We start from the raw sequence: 13,035 nt of genomic DNA, 5'->3' as shown, positions 1-13,035 counted from the left end.
GGCTCAGGCTTCGTCTGCCTCCTCCAGTCGGACCAGCGCTGCTCCAGCCTCCACCTGATCGCCTGATTTCGCAAGAACTTCCGCAACAACACCGTCGCGGGCGGCGAGCAGAGAGTGCTCCATCTTCATCGCTTCGAGGACGGCGAGACGGTCGCCTTCTTTCACTGTCTGACCTGTTTCGACAAGAACTGCCTTCACAAGGCCCGGCATGGGGGCTTCGATCACGTTCATGTCGCCTCCGGCAGCCGAGGCGCGGTCCAGGGGATCAATGACCTCGAACTGATGACCGTAGCCATCGAACACAGTGATGGTATTTCCCGACTGCGCCATGGACGGCAGGCGGTCGCTACTGAGGACCCAGTGGCCCGCGATTTTGCAAGCGCAGATCTGAACCTCGGGGTGGCCCGGGAACTCCCAAATTTGATCGTCCGGCCCGTCCACTATGACCAGCGCCTCAAAGACCTCGCCCTGATAGCTGAGGGAAACCGAGCGGCGCAGGTCGGAGTAATCGTACCAGAGAGCAAACCCCGCGTCCCAATTGGGATCAATCAGACCAAGCGCCTGCATCCCTGCGGCGGCCTTGTGTTCGAACTTGACTTCTGGCGCCCTGACCAATTGATCCAGATCCCGCGCGATCAGGCCCGTGTCCACCTCGCCAGCGGCGAAGCCTTCATGCGCGGCCAGCGCGCCCAGAAAGGCCAGGTTGGTCACCGTGCCCGCCACCTGCGTTTGCTCCAGCGCCTGCGACAGGCGCGAGAGTGCCACAGCGCGGGTCGGCCCGTATACGATCACCTTGGCAATCATCGGATCATACCAGGGGCTGATGGTGTCGCCCGCACGCACGCCGCTGTCGGCGCGGCAGTTGTCGGGAAATTTCAGATGCGTGAGCGCGCCGGTCGCGGGCAGAAATCCCTTTGGCACGTCCTCGGCATAAAGGCGTGCCTCAAAGGCGTGGCCGGTGATGCTCAGCTCGTGCTGTTGCTTTGGCAAAGCCTCCCCTGCTGCGACGCGCAGCTGCCATTCCACCAGATCAACGCCGGTGATGGCCTCGGTCACAGGGTGCTCCACCTGCAAGCGGGTGTTCATCTCCATGAACCAGAACCTATCGGTGCGCAGCCCGTCTGAGCCATCGACGATGAATTCCACCGTGCCCGCACCCTTGTAGCCGATCGCCTCTGCCGCGCGCACCGCCGCCTGCCCCATGGCTTCGCGCATGTCTTCGGTCATGCCGGGGGCTGGGGCTTCCTCGATCACCTTCTGGTGGCGACGCTGAAGCGAACAGTCGCGCTCAAACAGATGCACTGCCTTGGTGCCGTCGCCAAAGACCTGCACTTCGATATGGCGCGGTTGCTGGATGTATTTCTCAATCAAGACATCCGGGTTGCCGAACGCGGTGGTTGCCTCGCTCTGCGCGCTTTTCAGCGCCTCGGCAAAATCAGCGGGGGTCTCGACCAACCGCATGCCCTTGCCGCCACCGCCTGCGACCGCCTTGATCAGCACCGGATAACCGATGGTCTCTGCCGCGCCCGCAAGATGCTCGGGGTCCTGGTTCTTGCCGTGATAGCCCGGCACGACGGGCACACCTGCCTCCTCCATCAGCGCCTTGGCGGCATCTTTCAGACCCATCTTGCGGATCGCATCCGCCGAAGGGCCGATGAACACAAGGCCCGCCGCCTCGACCGCGTCGACGAAGTCGGGATTTTCCGACAAGAACCCATAGCCGGGATGGATCGCCTGCGCGCCGTCAGATACGGCAGTGGCGATGATCTCATCGCCCAGCAGATAGCTGTCGGCGGGGGCCGGTCCATAGCCAATGTGGGAGGCCTCGTCGGCCATGGCCACATGCTTCGCTTCGCGGTCCGCGTCCGAATAGACTGCAACAGTTTTCACCCCCAAGGCGCGGGCAGTTTCCATAACACGGCAGGCAATTTCGCCCCGGTTTGCGATCAGAATCTTATCAAACATTGCTCGTCCTCACATCCGGAACACGCCAAAGCGCGTGTCTTCAATTGGGGCATTCAGGGCGGCGCTGAGCGAAAGCGACAGCACATCGCGAGATTTGCGCGGATCGATTATACCATCGTCCCAGAGCCGGGCAGAGGCATAGAGCGGGTGGCTCTGTTCCGCGAACATGTCGATGGTGGGCTGCTTGAATTGCGCCTCTTCCTCGGCGCTCCAGCTGCCGCCCTGACGTTCGATGGCATCGCGTTTCACAGTCGCCAACACGCCCGCCGCCTGCTCGCCGCCCATCACGGAGATGCGCGAATTGGGCCATGTCCAAAGGAACCGGGGCGAATAGGCCCGTCCTGCCATGCCGTAGTTGCCCGCGCCAAAGGAGCCGCCCACCAGCATGGTGATCTTGGGCACGTTGGTACTGGCCACCGCCGTTACCATCTTGGCCCCGTGGCGGGCGATGCCTTCGTTCTCATACCTGCGGCCCACCATGAAACCAGTGATGTTTTGCAGGAAGACCAGCGGGATCTTGCGCTGGCTGCAGAGTTCGACGAAATGCGCGCCCTTTTGTGCGGCTTCCGAGAACAGCACGCCATTGTTGGCGATGATGCCGATGGGGCAGCCCTTGAGGTGGGCAAAGCCGGTGACCAGCGTTTCGCCAAAGCGCGGTTTGAATTCATCAAAGCGGGAGCCATCAACCAGCCGCGCGATCACCTCGCGGATGTCATAGGGCGTGCGCAGATCGCCGGGCACCACGCCAAGGATTTCCTCGGGGTCATAGGCGGGCTCTTCCGGGCTCTGCCAGTTCACGCCTTGGGGTTTGGTTCGGTTCAGATGGCTGACCGCACGCCGTGCCAAAGCCAGCGCATGGGCGTCATCCTCAGCCAGGTAATCCGCCACGCCCGAAAGCCGCGTATGCACATCACCGCCACCCAGATCCTCGGCAGAGACGACCTCGCCCGTGGCGGCCTTCACCAGCGGCGGGCCCGCAAGGAAGATGGTGCCCTGTTCCTTGACGATGATAGTGACATCGGACATCGCCGGAACGTAAGCGCCACCTGCGGTACAGGACCCCATGACCACAGCGATCTGCGGGATGCCCTTGGCCGACATCCGCGCCTGATTGTAGAAGATGCGGCCAAAGTGATCGCGGTCGGGAAAGACCTCATCCTGCTGCGGCAGGTTGGCGCCGCCACTGTCCACAAGATAGACGCAAGGCAGGTTGTTTTCCTCGGCAATCTCTTGGGCGCGCAGGTGTTTTTTCACCGTCATCGGGAAATAGGTGCCGCCCTTCACGGTGGCGTCATTGCAGACCACCATGACCTCCTGGCCATGGACGCGTCCGATCCCCGCTATGACCCCTGCCGCCGGGGCTGCGCCATCATACATGCCATGGGCGGCCGTCGCGCCGACCTCAAGGAAGGGCGAGCCTGGATCAAGCAGGTTCGCCACCCGGCGGCGCGGCAGCATCTTGCCCCGCGACTCATGCCGGGCACGGGATTTCTCGCCGCCGCCAAAGCGCGCGGCATCAGCCGCCTTGTCGATCTCGTCAAGAGCATCAAGATGCGTCCTGGTATTTTGCTTGAAGCCCTCGGAGGAAGGCATTGCCTTGGATTGGAGCTTCATTGGATCAGTCCTCCACTTCCGCCGCAGCGCGGCGTTTGAGTTCTTTGCGGATCACCTTGCCCGTCACCGTCATCGGCAGGGCCTCAAGAAAGGCGATCTCGCGGGGATAGGAATAGCTGGCAAGGCGCTCTTTGACGTAATCTTGCAGCTCTTTTTCGCTCGGGGCGTGGTCCGGCTTCAGCACCACATAGGCCTTGACGATCTCGGTGCGCAGGGCGTCGGGCTTGCCGACCACACCGACGGTGGCAACGGCCGGGTGGGTCATCAGGCAATCCTCGATCTCGGAGGGGCCGATGCGGTAACCGGCAGAGGTGATCACATCATCCTCACGCCCCACAAAGCGCAGATAGCCCGCCTCCCAAATGCCGCGATCCCCGGTCACCAGCCAGTCGCCATGAAACTTCTCGGCGGTGGCGTCGGGGCGGTTCCAGTATTCCAGCATCATGGACCCAGAACCACGGCGCACCGCCACATCGCCTTCCTCACGGGTGGGCTGGCCGTCTGCGTCGATCACCTCGACCACATGCCCCGGCACCGGTTTCCCGATGCAGCCGGGGCGCACGGGGAAATCTGCGCCACAGGAGGACACCGTCATATTGCATTCGGTCTGGCCGTAGAATTCATTGATGGTCACGCCCAGGTGACGCTGGCCCCAAGCGAGCATCTCCGCGCCCAGGGGCTCTCCACCAGAGGCCACGGAACGCAAGGCCCGAAGCCCCTGCCCCGCCGCTTTCAGCATGCGCAGGGCGGTGGGCGGAAAGAAGACGTTGCGGACCTCGCCCAAGCGGATCACCTCGGCGCAGGTGTCTGGCGTGAACTTATCCAACCGCGCGGCCACCACCGGCACGCCCAGCGCAAGGCCCGGCATGGCGACGTCAAACAGCCCGCCGATCCACGCCCAATCCGCAGGCGTCCAGAGACAATCGCCGGGCTGGCCCAGATGGTCGTGACTGATCGACACGCCCGGCAGATGCCCTGTCAGCATCCGGTGCCCGTGCAATGCCCCCTTGGGCTTGCCGGTGGTGCCGGAGGTGTAGATGATGACCGCCGGGTCTTCGGACGTGGTGTCGGCGAAAGGCACGGGATCGCCATCAATGCCGACCTCGGCGGCGATCAAAGGTGTGGCCAGATCGCCAAGCTGCGCCGCGCCCTCAGAGTCGGTCAGCACGTAATTTGCACCAGCATCCTCAATGCGGTTTGCCAATGCGTCATGCTGGAACAGTTTGAACAGCGGCACCGAGATGGCGCCGATCTTCCAGATCGCCAGATGCGCCGCCGCACACCACGGAGACTGAGATAGCAGCACACCAACCCGATCACCGGGGGCGACACGTTGCACCAATGCGCGCGCCAGACCGTCAACCATCGCGGCCAGATCGCCATGGCTCACATCACGGCGGGTCCCGGAGGTGAGGTCGATGATCGCTAGCTTACCGGCGGCATGATCCATCACCTGAGCCGCCATATTGAGCCGCTCCGGAATGTCCCATTCGCCCGCCGCTGTCAGCCCCGGAATGATGCGTTTGATACTCATGTTTCACCCTGCACGTAGCGCATAGCGGTTATGCGATTTTTCTCTGTTTTTCCAAGGGGAAAGCCGGGCGCAATTTGATCTGGATCAGAGACGTCCTGCACCAGCGATGGCATTGTCGCGGCATACTGATTGAAGAAGGGATTACCCCCATGAAAACTCTGGTTTCCGCCCTCGCACTGGGCGTTGCCGCGTCGAGCTTCGCCGCCCCTGCCATGGCCCAATCGCAGGGCGACTGGACCGTTGGCGTCGGGATCATCAACGTGAACCCGAAATCCGACAATGGCACGCTCGCCGGTGCTGCGGCCACGGTGGATAATGACACCCAGCTGTCGCTCACCGCGGAGTATTTCATCCGCGACAACCTCGGGATCGAGCTGCTGGCCGCATCGCCGTTTGAGCATGACATCGCGCTCGGGGGCACCAACATCGGCTCCACCAAACACCTGCCGCCGACCCTGTCGCTGGTCTACCACATTCCGACTAATGGCAAGATCACGCCCTTCGTGGGTCTTGGTGTGAACTACACCACTTTCTTCTCCGAAGAGACCGCATTGGGAACCCTCGACCTGGACAACAGCTTTGGTGTCGCCGCAACCGTGGGCGCGGACTGGAAAATCTCCGAGCACGGATCGCTGCGCCTGAACGTGCGCTACATGGACATCGACACCGATGCGAGCCTCAACGGCGCGTCCATCGGCACCGCAGAGATTGATCCGATCACTGTGGGTGTCTCCTACGTGCACCGCTTCTGATCCCTTCCACATGCCGGGTGGGCCTTGCCTGCCCGGCGTTTCAGTCCAAGTGGCGCTGCCTCTGTGCGGCGCCTTTTTTATTCGGCATCCCATCCGGCCTGACGCCTTTGAGACCCGGCATCTGTCAGGTCTCGGGCGGCAGAGGAGCCGCCTGCCTCGGCGTGTTGGCGTCAACAAGACCACCTAACCAGTTGACCCTGTAGCTATACCCCCCGCCACTGACGGTGTTTGCGGGACGGCAGGTGACCACCAACCACGTCCAGATCCCAGACCCGGGTCGCGCCGCGCAATCGCTGGTTTGAGCAATGCCAGCCACGCCCGAAGCCGCATGATCAGCGAGGTATCTCTGCGCATAAAGGGTGATCACGTCGGTCTCGGTAATCCCCTGCCGGATCAGCCCATAGCGGAACCCGATCCCCGCCAGCATCAACGCCAGCAGCGCGACCGGGATCCAGTAGGCGATCCGCATCAGCTCATATGCGTCATCAGTTCGCGCCCGATCAGCATGCGGCGGATTTCAGAAGTCCCTGCGCCGATTTCCATCAGCTTGGCATCGCGGAAGATCCGACCGACCGGGTTGTCACTCAGATAGCCCGCCCCGCCAAAAGCCTGCACCGCCTGATGCGCCTGCGTCATCGCCACCTCGGACGCGTATAGACAGCAGGCCGCCGCATCCTGACGGGTCACAGTGCCCTTGTCGCAGGCCTTGGCGACCTCATAGACATAGGCGCGCGCGGAGTTCATCGCGGTGTACATATCGGCGATCTTGCCCTGCATCAGCTGGAAGTTCCCGATCGGTTGGCCGAACTGCTTACGCTCGGCCATATAGGGCATCATCTCATCCATGCAGGAGGCCATGATGCCGGTGCCGATGCCCGCCAGCACCACGCGCTCGTAATCCAGTCCGGACATCAGGACGCGCACGCCCTTGCCTTCCTCGCCCAGCACGTTTTCAAACGGCACTTCGACGTCCTCAAACACCAGCTCGGCGGTGTTTGACCCACGCATCCCGAGCTTGTCGAAATGCTTGGAGGTCGAAAACCCCTTGAATTCCTTCTCAATCAGGAAGGCTGTCATGCCTTTGGAGCCTGCGTCCGGGTCGGTCTTGGCATAGACCACCAGCGTGTCGGCGTCGGGGCCGTTGGTGATCCAGTATTTGTTGCCGTTGAGCACATAGCGGTCGTTGCGCTTTTCAGCCCGCAGGGACATCGACACCACGTCAGAGCCAGCACCCGCCTCGGACATCGCCAGCGCGCCGACATGTTCGCCGGAAACCAGGCGCGGCAGGTATTTTGCCTTCTGCTCGGCATTGCCGTTCAGCTTGATCTGATTGACGCAGAGGTTTGAGTGCGCGCCGTAAGACAGCGACACCGAGGCCGAGGCCCGCGCGATTTCCTCTACCGCGACAGTATGCGCGAGATAGGACATGCCAGCGCCGCCGAACTCCTCGTCGACGGTAATCCCCAGCAGACCCAGCTCTCCCATCTCCTTCCAGAGATCGGCGGGGAACTCATTGGTCTGGTCGATCTCCTGCGCCATCGGCTTGACGCGTTCCTGCGCCCAGCGATGCACCATGTCGCGCAGCGCGTTTACGTCCTCACCAAGGTCGAATGTCATGCTTGCGTTGAACATCTGCGCGTCTCCTCCCGAGTCACGATATTTAATGAACACTTGTTCAATAAATGACACAGCGCCGCGGATCGGTCAACGCTGATGTTTCAGCGCAGCTCAAGGCACCAAAACAGCCAACGCCCGCCTTGAAGCCGAGACTGCGCCTCATTTGGGACATATTGACTGCCGATAATTAACCATGAATTGACCACGAGAGCGGGCAGAGCCGATGCCACTTCACAATCTGATCCTGAATGGGACGTTTGACGCCGGTGCGGCGCATTGGACGGGCAACGATATCGAAGCCTCGTACAATCAGTCGTCCTATATCGCAGGCGGATCAAACAATCGCGTGGCGGAGATTGATGGCCATCGCGGCCAGACGACTGTGATGCAGCAGAGCTTTAGCGTCGACAATCCGATCACCACTCAGCTGACCTTTGATGTGGCGCTACGCACGGCCTCCAATGCCAATGCAGGCATAGAGGGGTTTGAAGTCGAGATCCTTGATGATGCGGGCAATGTCGTCTCTTCGATGTCGGTCCTGCCCACCGCGAACAGCTTCAACCAGGTCTCGCTGGATATCACGTTTCCTGCGGCAGGCGACTATACGCTGCGCTTTACCGAACTGGGGCCAGATGACAGCCTTGGCGCCATAGTCGACAACATCGAGATGATGGTGTGTTTCTGCGCAGGGACCCTGATTGCAACCGACCACGGCCAACGCCCCGTTGAGGATCTGCGTCCCGGTGACCGGATCGTCACTGCGCGCGGCCTGCGGTCCTTGCGCTGGGTGGGGCGGCGTCCACTGTCACGGCAGCACGTTGCGCAGAACCCGAAATTGCGCCCGGTGCGCATCGGACGCGGCGCGCTGGGAGACGGGGTGCCGCATCAGCCGCTTTATGTCTCACGTCAGCATCGCATGCTGGTGCGCTCGCGGATTGCGCAGCGGATGTTTGGCGAGGCAGAGGTGTTTGTGGCCGCGGCCCGGCTGCTGGACCATCCGGATGTCAGCCTGTGTGATGGCGCCGGGCCAGTGACCTATTTCCACATGCTGTTTGACGCGCATGAGGTGGTCTATGCCAATGGCGCACCAAGCGAGAGCTTTCTGGTCACGGAGCGGTCGCTTTCTGCAGTCACCCCGGAAGCACGGGCAGAGATCAGCTATCTGTTTCCGGACCTGGCGGCGATGGGCCGCGTTCTGACGCCCCCTGCCCGGCCCATTCCGCGCACCGCGCGTCAGAAACGGCTGATTGAGCGGGCGCTGAAAAACCAACATGCGCTGCTGGAGCCTCCGTCGGTCACGCAAATCGCAGTCTAGCGTGACCTCAGATCAGCTGTCTGCCCCTTGCGCCTGCCAGATCGCGCTGACCTCGGCGCGAATGATGCGGGCGATCAATGCGCAGTCCTCAAGGCTGAAAGTCAGCGGCACCCGCATATCAATAATGCCCGCAAGGATGCGGTCACTGTCCGGCAAGCTTTGCGCGGGGGCATAGCGCCAGCTGTCATACCGCGAGGTGAAGGCGACGGGTTCCGGCACGCCGAACCACTTCAACTCAACCCCACGCGCGCCGCAGCGCGTCAACACCTCTTGCACCGCCTCAGGGGCCCAATCAAGCAGCAGAAACTGGATCGAGGAGCCCACATAGGTCTCCTGCTCGGGCCGCTCGACCACCGTGAGGCCCGGGGTGTCGCGCAGCCCTGCCTCAAGCATGCGGTACCGTTCGTTCCAACGTGTGACCTGCGCATCGAGGTCCCGCAGCTGCGGGCGCAAAATCGCCGCGCGCAGATTGTCCATCCGGCCGGAGATGTTGGGGGTGTCGTATTTCACACGTTCGAACGCCTCTGGCCCCGGTGCAGCCAGATGCCGGGAATAGAGCATATAAGACCCCGACAGCATGATGGCGCGGGCTGCGACCTCCTCGTCGTCGGTGATCAGCAGGCCGCCTTCGCCAGAATTCACGTGCTTGTAGGTCTGGCAGGAATAGCAACCGATCGCGCCGTGGCGACCCGAGGGCACCCCGTTCCAGGCCGCCCCCATGGTATGGGCGCAATCCTCGATCACGATGATGCCGGCGGCGTCGCAGATCTCCATCAGCCTGTCCATGTCGCACAGATGCCCGCGCATATGGCTGAGCATCAGCACCCGCGCCTGCCCCGCCTTGGCCGCCAGATCCGCAAGGTCGATGGTCAGATCCTCGGTCACGCCTACGTAAACCGGCTCCGCCCCGACAGAGGCGATCGCCCCCGGCACAGGCGCCAGAGTGAAGGCATTGGTCAGCACCTTGTCGCCATGTGCGACACCGACAGCCCGCAACGCGGTGGCCAGCGCGTAGCCCCCCGAGGCCACGGCAAGGCAGTATTTCGCCCCCACCTGTGCGGCAAACTCCTGCTCCAGCAGTGCGACCTCTCCGGCTTCTGCACCTGCGAGGTTGTAGCGGTGGATCCGCCCGTGACGCATGACCTCCACGGCGGCCGTGATGGCCTCCTCCGGGAGGGGCTCTTGCTGGGTGAAATTGCCGGTAAAATGCTCTGTCATGGCAAAGTCATGAGCCGCCGCCCCACCAAGGTCAAGAGCTGCAGACGGATCGTTTTGCCGCAGCGCGGAGCGTCGAGCGGACGAATCCGCGCAGTAGTGTCGCCCATAGCCCCGCCCGGTGCGCGCTGCCGACAGGCTTATGCGATAAAGCATCACGGGACTTCACATGTGACATCGGGTCAGGAGCTGCTGCTTCACGACAGCCCCGCACCGGCAGGTGGCAGTGGCGCGTCTTGCGGCTCTGTCTTGTAGGTGGCGCACCCATCGCCACCGTAGGCTCGACAAGCCTGACAATTTGGTGGTTTCCTCGCCATCATACAGTCTTTAGGAACTGTGTTAGCCTATGGTCATTGCGTTGAAAGAGGACATCACGACATGCATTTCATTCTCAGATCAGCCGTGCTTGTCCTGGCGCTCGGCGCTGGTGCGGGCGCCTTTGCACAGGACACCTCCGGCATGGTGGCAGAGCCGCAAACCATCACCGGGAAGTTCCTGACAGCAACCGAGGTTAAGCCGGTCCTGTCCGCCACTCAGGGAAACTGGGTCTCCGTGCGTGAATTCAACGGCCAGGATCTGGTCTATGTGACGCATCTCTGGGCGTGGCGTTGCGGGCTGGCGCAGATGGAAGTGGCACTCAATGACGCCGCTTACGAAATCTGGCAGATGCCGGATTGCTATACCGAGGGCGGCTCTCCGGGCGCGATCAAGAGCGGCGATGGCGAGCCCTATCGCGCATTTGAGCTCGGTTCCGTAGAGCGGATCAAAGTGAGGCTGGTCTATGACGACCTCAGCACCGACGAGGCAGAATTTCAGCGCGCGGACATCATAATGCGATAACCCGCAGATGTCGGCGCCGTCAGCGCGCCGGGTTGATACCGATCAATCCGGCGACAATCTCTGGCAGGTCAGCATAGTCGTGCAGCAATGCCTCAGGGTTCAGCGCCGCCATATCGGGGCCTGCAGGTCCAAAGGTGACGAGCACCGAGGGCACGCCTGCATTGGCCGAGGTATTGCGATCCGTATCGCTGTCGCCAATCAGCACGCAATGCTCCGGCGCACCACCCGACCGTCGGGCGGCCTCAAACAGGGGGGCCGGGTCGGGTTTGCGCACGGACAAGGTGTCAGCACCGACCAAGGCGGCAAACGCATCCCGCACGCCCAGCCGCTGCATCAACAGCTCGGCCAGACCTTCAGGTTTGTTGGTGCAAATGCCGACGCCGTAGCCTGCGGTCTTCAAGGCCTCGACGGCGTCCATCGCGCCGGGATACATCACCGTATGCGTGTCGATCCCCTCACGATAGGCCTCCAGAAGAACCGGGTAGTATTCCTCAACCGTTGCCTCCTTGAACTGCCCCGCGCGGGTCAGCCCCTCGGTCAGCATCCGCTTGCCACCCCGCAGGGCGATCTTGGCGTCATCCGGGTGAGAAAGCATATCCCCCAGACCCATCACGCGAAAGCAGTGATTAGCCGCGGCCAACAGGTCGATGGAAGTGTCGGCCAGCGTGCCGTCGAGGTCAAAGATCACTGTGCGCATGGAATTCCCCCGTTCGGCGCGATTTCGCCGCCGCATATTGCAAGTCGCAACTGAAGTTTATGGTCACGCACCTTGCGCATCCTCTCTTAGCGGATAGAACGGGGACACCTAAAACTCAAAGGGAAATCGCTGTATGAGCACCGCCCTCATCATTCTTGCCGCGGGCAAAGGCACCAGGATGAACTCCGACCTGCCGAAGGTCCTGCACCCGATCGCCCACGCCTCCATGCTGGAACATGCGATGGCCGCCGGGCGCGTGCTTGACCCGGAGCGCAAAGTGGTGGTGGCAGGTCACGAGGCCGAGCTGGTCCGTGCCGCCGTGGCAGAGATTGACGAGACGGCGCAGGTGGTCTTGCAGGAAGAACAGCTTGGCACCGGGCATGCGGTCCAGCAGGCGCGCGAGGCGCTGCAGGGCTTCGTGGGCGACGTGGTCGTGCTTTATGGCGATACCCCGTTTGTGTCACAGGACACGCTCGAACGCATGGTCTCGGCCCGCAGCCGAGCCGACCTGGTGATCCTTGGCTTTGAGGCGGCAGACCCCGCCCGGTATGGTCGCCTGGTGATGGACGGTGACAGCCTTGAAAAGATTGTCGAATACAAGGACGCGACTGACGCTGAACGCGCGATCACCTTCTGTAATTCTGGCCTGATGGCCTGTGACGCCGACGTGATGTTCCGACTACTGGACAAGGTCGGCAACGACAATGCCTCCGGCGAATATTATCTGACCGACCTGGTGGAGCTTGCCCGCGACGAGGGGCTGGCTGTCACTGCAGTCTCCTGCCCCGAGGACGAAACGCTGGGGGTCAATTCACGCAACGATCTGGCAACGGCAGATGCCGTATTTCAGTCGCGCGCACGGGCGGAGCTGTTGGACCTCGGCGTCACACTGATGGCGCCAGAGACGGTGTACCTCGCCTTCGACACCATCGTCGGCCGCGACACGGTGATCGAGCCCAACGTGGTCTTCGGCCCCGGTGTCACCGTCGAGAGCGGCGCCCTGATCCGGGCATTTTCGCACCTCGAGGGCTGTCATGTGTCGCGCGGCGCCAAGGTCGGTCCCTATGCCCGCCTGCGCCCCGGAGCTGAGCTTGCCGAGGACACGCATATCGGTAATTTCGTCGAAATCAAGAATGCAGAAATCGCCGCAGGCGCCAAGGTCAACCACCTGAGCTATATCGGCGACGCCTCGGTTGGCGAGGCAACCAACATCGGCGCGGGCACCATCACCTGCAACTACGACGGCGTCATGAAGCACCGCACAGAGATCGGCGCGCGCGCCTTTATCGGCTCCAACACCTGCCTCGTGGCCCCGGTCAAGGTGGGCAACGACGCGATGACAGCAACCGGCACGGTGATCACCAAGAATGTCGAGGACGGCGATTTTGCGATCGCGCGTGCCGTACAAACAAACAAACCGGGCCGCGCCCGCAAGCTGATGGACATGCTGCGCGCAAAGAAGGCCGCGAAGGTTAAAGGATAACGC

General features: G+C 62.3%; 11 protein-coding genes. 4 read left to right on the top strand and 7 right to left on the bottom strand.

Annotation, left to right across the window (positions count from 1 at the left end):
- Positions 1 to 3: 3 nt before the first annotated feature.
- Genes R0J92_RS09585 through R0J92_RS09575 form a run of 3 tightly spaced genes read right to left on the bottom strand, consistent with a single transcriptional unit; the run spans position 4 to position 5,113 of the window.
- Positions 4 to 1,965: an acetyl/propionyl/methylcrotonyl-CoA carboxylase subunit alpha gene (locus tag R0J92_RS09585; protein ID WP_411051511.1), complete on the bottom strand. Its 1,962-nt coding sequence runs from the start codon at positions 1,963 to 1,965 to the stop codon at positions 4 to 6.
- Between the two features lie 9 nt (positions 1,966 to 1,974).
- Positions 1,975 to 3,579 carry a carboxyl transferase domain-containing protein gene (locus R0J92_RS09580; RefSeq protein WP_411051510.1) on the bottom strand — a complete coding sequence of 535 codons (1,605 nt, stop codon included), beginning with the start codon at positions 3,577 to 3,579 and terminating at the stop codon, positions 1,975 to 1,977.
- A 4-nt stretch (positions 3,580 to 3,583) separates the two neighbouring features.
- Positions 3,584 to 5,113: an AMP-binding protein gene (locus R0J92_RS09575; protein ID WP_411051509.1), complete on the bottom strand. Its 1,530-nt coding sequence runs from the start codon at positions 5,111 to 5,113 to the stop codon at positions 3,584 to 3,586.
- A 149-nt stretch (positions 5,114 to 5,262) separates the two neighbouring features.
- Between R0J92_RS09575 and R0J92_RS09570 the strand changes: the two genes are divergently transcribed.
- On the top strand, positions 5,263 to 5,865 hold the full coding sequence (locus tag R0J92_RS09570) for an OmpW/AlkL family protein (RefSeq protein ID WP_411051508.1): 603 nt from the start codon (positions 5,263 to 5,265) through the stop codon (positions 5,863 to 5,865).
- A 124-nt stretch (positions 5,866 to 5,989) separates the two neighbouring features.
- Here the strand turns inward: R0J92_RS09570 and R0J92_RS09565 are convergent, their stop codons facing one another.
- Together R0J92_RS09565 and R0J92_RS09560 are read right to left on the bottom strand one after the other, a co-directional pair.
- Positions 5,990 to 6,334 carry a hypothetical protein gene (locus R0J92_RS09565; protein ID WP_411051507.1) on the bottom strand — a complete coding sequence of 115 codons (345 nt, stop codon included), beginning with the start codon at positions 6,332 to 6,334 and terminating at the stop codon, positions 5,990 to 5,992.
- A complete protein-coding gene (locus R0J92_RS09560) occupies positions 6,334 to 7,497 on the bottom strand; it encodes an isovaleryl-CoA dehydrogenase (protein WP_317385756.1) in 1,164 nt (387 codons plus the stop codon). The genes R0J92_RS09565 and R0J92_RS09560 overlap by 1 nt, the downstream gene beginning before the upstream one ends.
- Before the next feature lie 208 nt (positions 7,498 to 7,705).
- Between R0J92_RS09560 and R0J92_RS09555 the strand changes: the two genes are divergently transcribed.
- Positions 7,706 to 8,797 (top strand): Hint domain-containing protein, encoded by a 1,092-nt coding sequence (locus R0J92_RS09555; RefSeq protein ID WP_411051506.1) that lies wholly within the window; start codon positions 7,706 to 7,708, stop codon positions 8,795 to 8,797.
- Positions 8,798 to 8,809: 12 nt separating this feature from the next.
- On the opposite strand, the gene R0J92_RS09550 is transcribed toward R0J92_RS09555, so the two are convergent.
- Positions 8,810 to 10,015, bottom strand: coding sequence for a DegT/DnrJ/EryC1/StrS family aminotransferase (locus tag R0J92_RS09550; protein ID WP_411051596.1), 1,206 nt, complete (start codon positions 10,013 to 10,015; stop codon positions 8,810 to 8,812).
- A 375-nt stretch (positions 10,016 to 10,390) separates the two neighbouring features.
- On the opposite strand from R0J92_RS09550, the gene R0J92_RS09545 reads away from it, so the two are divergent.
- Positions 10,391 to 10,852 carry a hypothetical protein gene (locus R0J92_RS09545; protein ID WP_411051505.1) on the top strand — a complete coding sequence of 154 codons (462 nt, stop codon included), beginning with the start codon at positions 10,391 to 10,393 and terminating at the stop codon, positions 10,850 to 10,852.
- A gap of 19 nt (positions 10,853 to 10,871) precedes the next feature.
- Here the strand turns inward: R0J92_RS09545 and R0J92_RS09540 are convergent, their stop codons facing one another.
- Positions 10,872 to 11,549 carry an HAD-IA family hydrolase gene (locus R0J92_RS09540; protein ID WP_106163362.1) on the bottom strand — a complete coding sequence of 226 codons (678 nt, stop codon included), beginning with the start codon at positions 11,547 to 11,549 and terminating at the stop codon, positions 10,872 to 10,874.
- A gap of 133 nt (positions 11,550 to 11,682) precedes the next feature.
- Here R0J92_RS09540 and glmU point away from each other — a divergent pair, with 133 nt between their 5' ends.
- Positions 11,683 to 13,032 carry a bifunctional UDP-N-acetylglucosamine diphosphorylase/glucosamine-1-phosphate N-acetyltransferase GlmU gene (gene glmU / locus R0J92_RS09535; RefSeq protein ID WP_411051504.1) on the top strand — a complete coding sequence of 450 codons (1,350 nt, stop codon included), beginning with the start codon at positions 11,683 to 11,685 and terminating at the stop codon, positions 13,030 to 13,032.
- Positions 13,033 to 13,035: the final 3 nt, after the last annotated feature.

Source organism: Tritonibacter sp. SIMBA_163 (assembly GCF_046535935.1).
GTDB lineage: Bacteria > Pseudomonadota > Alphaproteobacteria > Rhodobacterales > Rhodobacteraceae > Epibacterium > Epibacterium scottomollicae.
Note: the sequence above shows the minus strand (reverse complement) of the source record. Positions and strands in the feature narration are given on the sequence as shown.

Excerpts from the sequence above, each read along its gene's own strand:
- R0J92_RS09580 (WP_411051510.1), bottom strand. The coding sequence starts at position 3,579 with ATGAAGCTCCAATCCAAGGCAATGCCTTCCTCCGAGGGCTTCAAGCAA.
- R0J92_RS09555 (WP_411051506.1), top strand. The coding sequence starts at position 7,706 with ATGCCACTTCACAATCTGATCCTGAATGGGACGTTTGACGCCGGTGCG.
- R0J92_RS09570 (WP_411051508.1), top strand. The coding sequence starts at position 5,263 with ATGAAAACTCTGGTTTCCGCCCTCGCACTGGGCGTTGCCGCGTCGAGC.
- R0J92_RS09565 (WP_411051507.1), bottom strand. The coding sequence starts at position 6,334 with ATGCGGATCGCCTACTGGATCCCGGTCGCGCTGCTGGCGTTGATGCTG.
- R0J92_RS09545 (WP_411051505.1), top strand. The coding sequence starts at position 10,391 with ATGCATTTCATTCTCAGATCAGCCGTGCTTGTCCTGGCGCTCGGCGCT.
- R0J92_RS09550 (WP_411051596.1), bottom strand. The coding sequence starts at position 10,015 with ATGACAGAGCATTTTACCGGCAATTTCACCCAGCAAGAGCCCCTCCCG.
- R0J92_RS09585 (WP_411051511.1), bottom strand. The coding sequence starts at position 1,965 with ATGTTTGATAAGATTCTGATCGCAAACCGGGGCGAAATTGCCTGCCGT.
- R0J92_RS09575 (WP_411051509.1), bottom strand. The coding sequence starts at position 5,113 with ATGAGTATCAAACGCATCATTCCGGGGCTGACAGCGGCGGGCGAATGG.
- R0J92_RS09560 (WP_317385756.1), bottom strand. The coding sequence starts at position 7,497 with ATGTTCAACGCAAGCATGACATTCGACCTTGGTGAGGACGTAAACGCG.
- R0J92_RS09540 (WP_106163362.1), bottom strand. The coding sequence starts at position 11,549 with ATGCGCACAGTGATCTTTGACCTCGACGGCACGCTGGCCGACACTTCC.
- glmU (WP_411051504.1), top strand. The coding sequence starts at position 11,683 with ATGAGCACCGCCCTCATCATTCTTGCCGCGGGCAAAGGCACCAGGATG.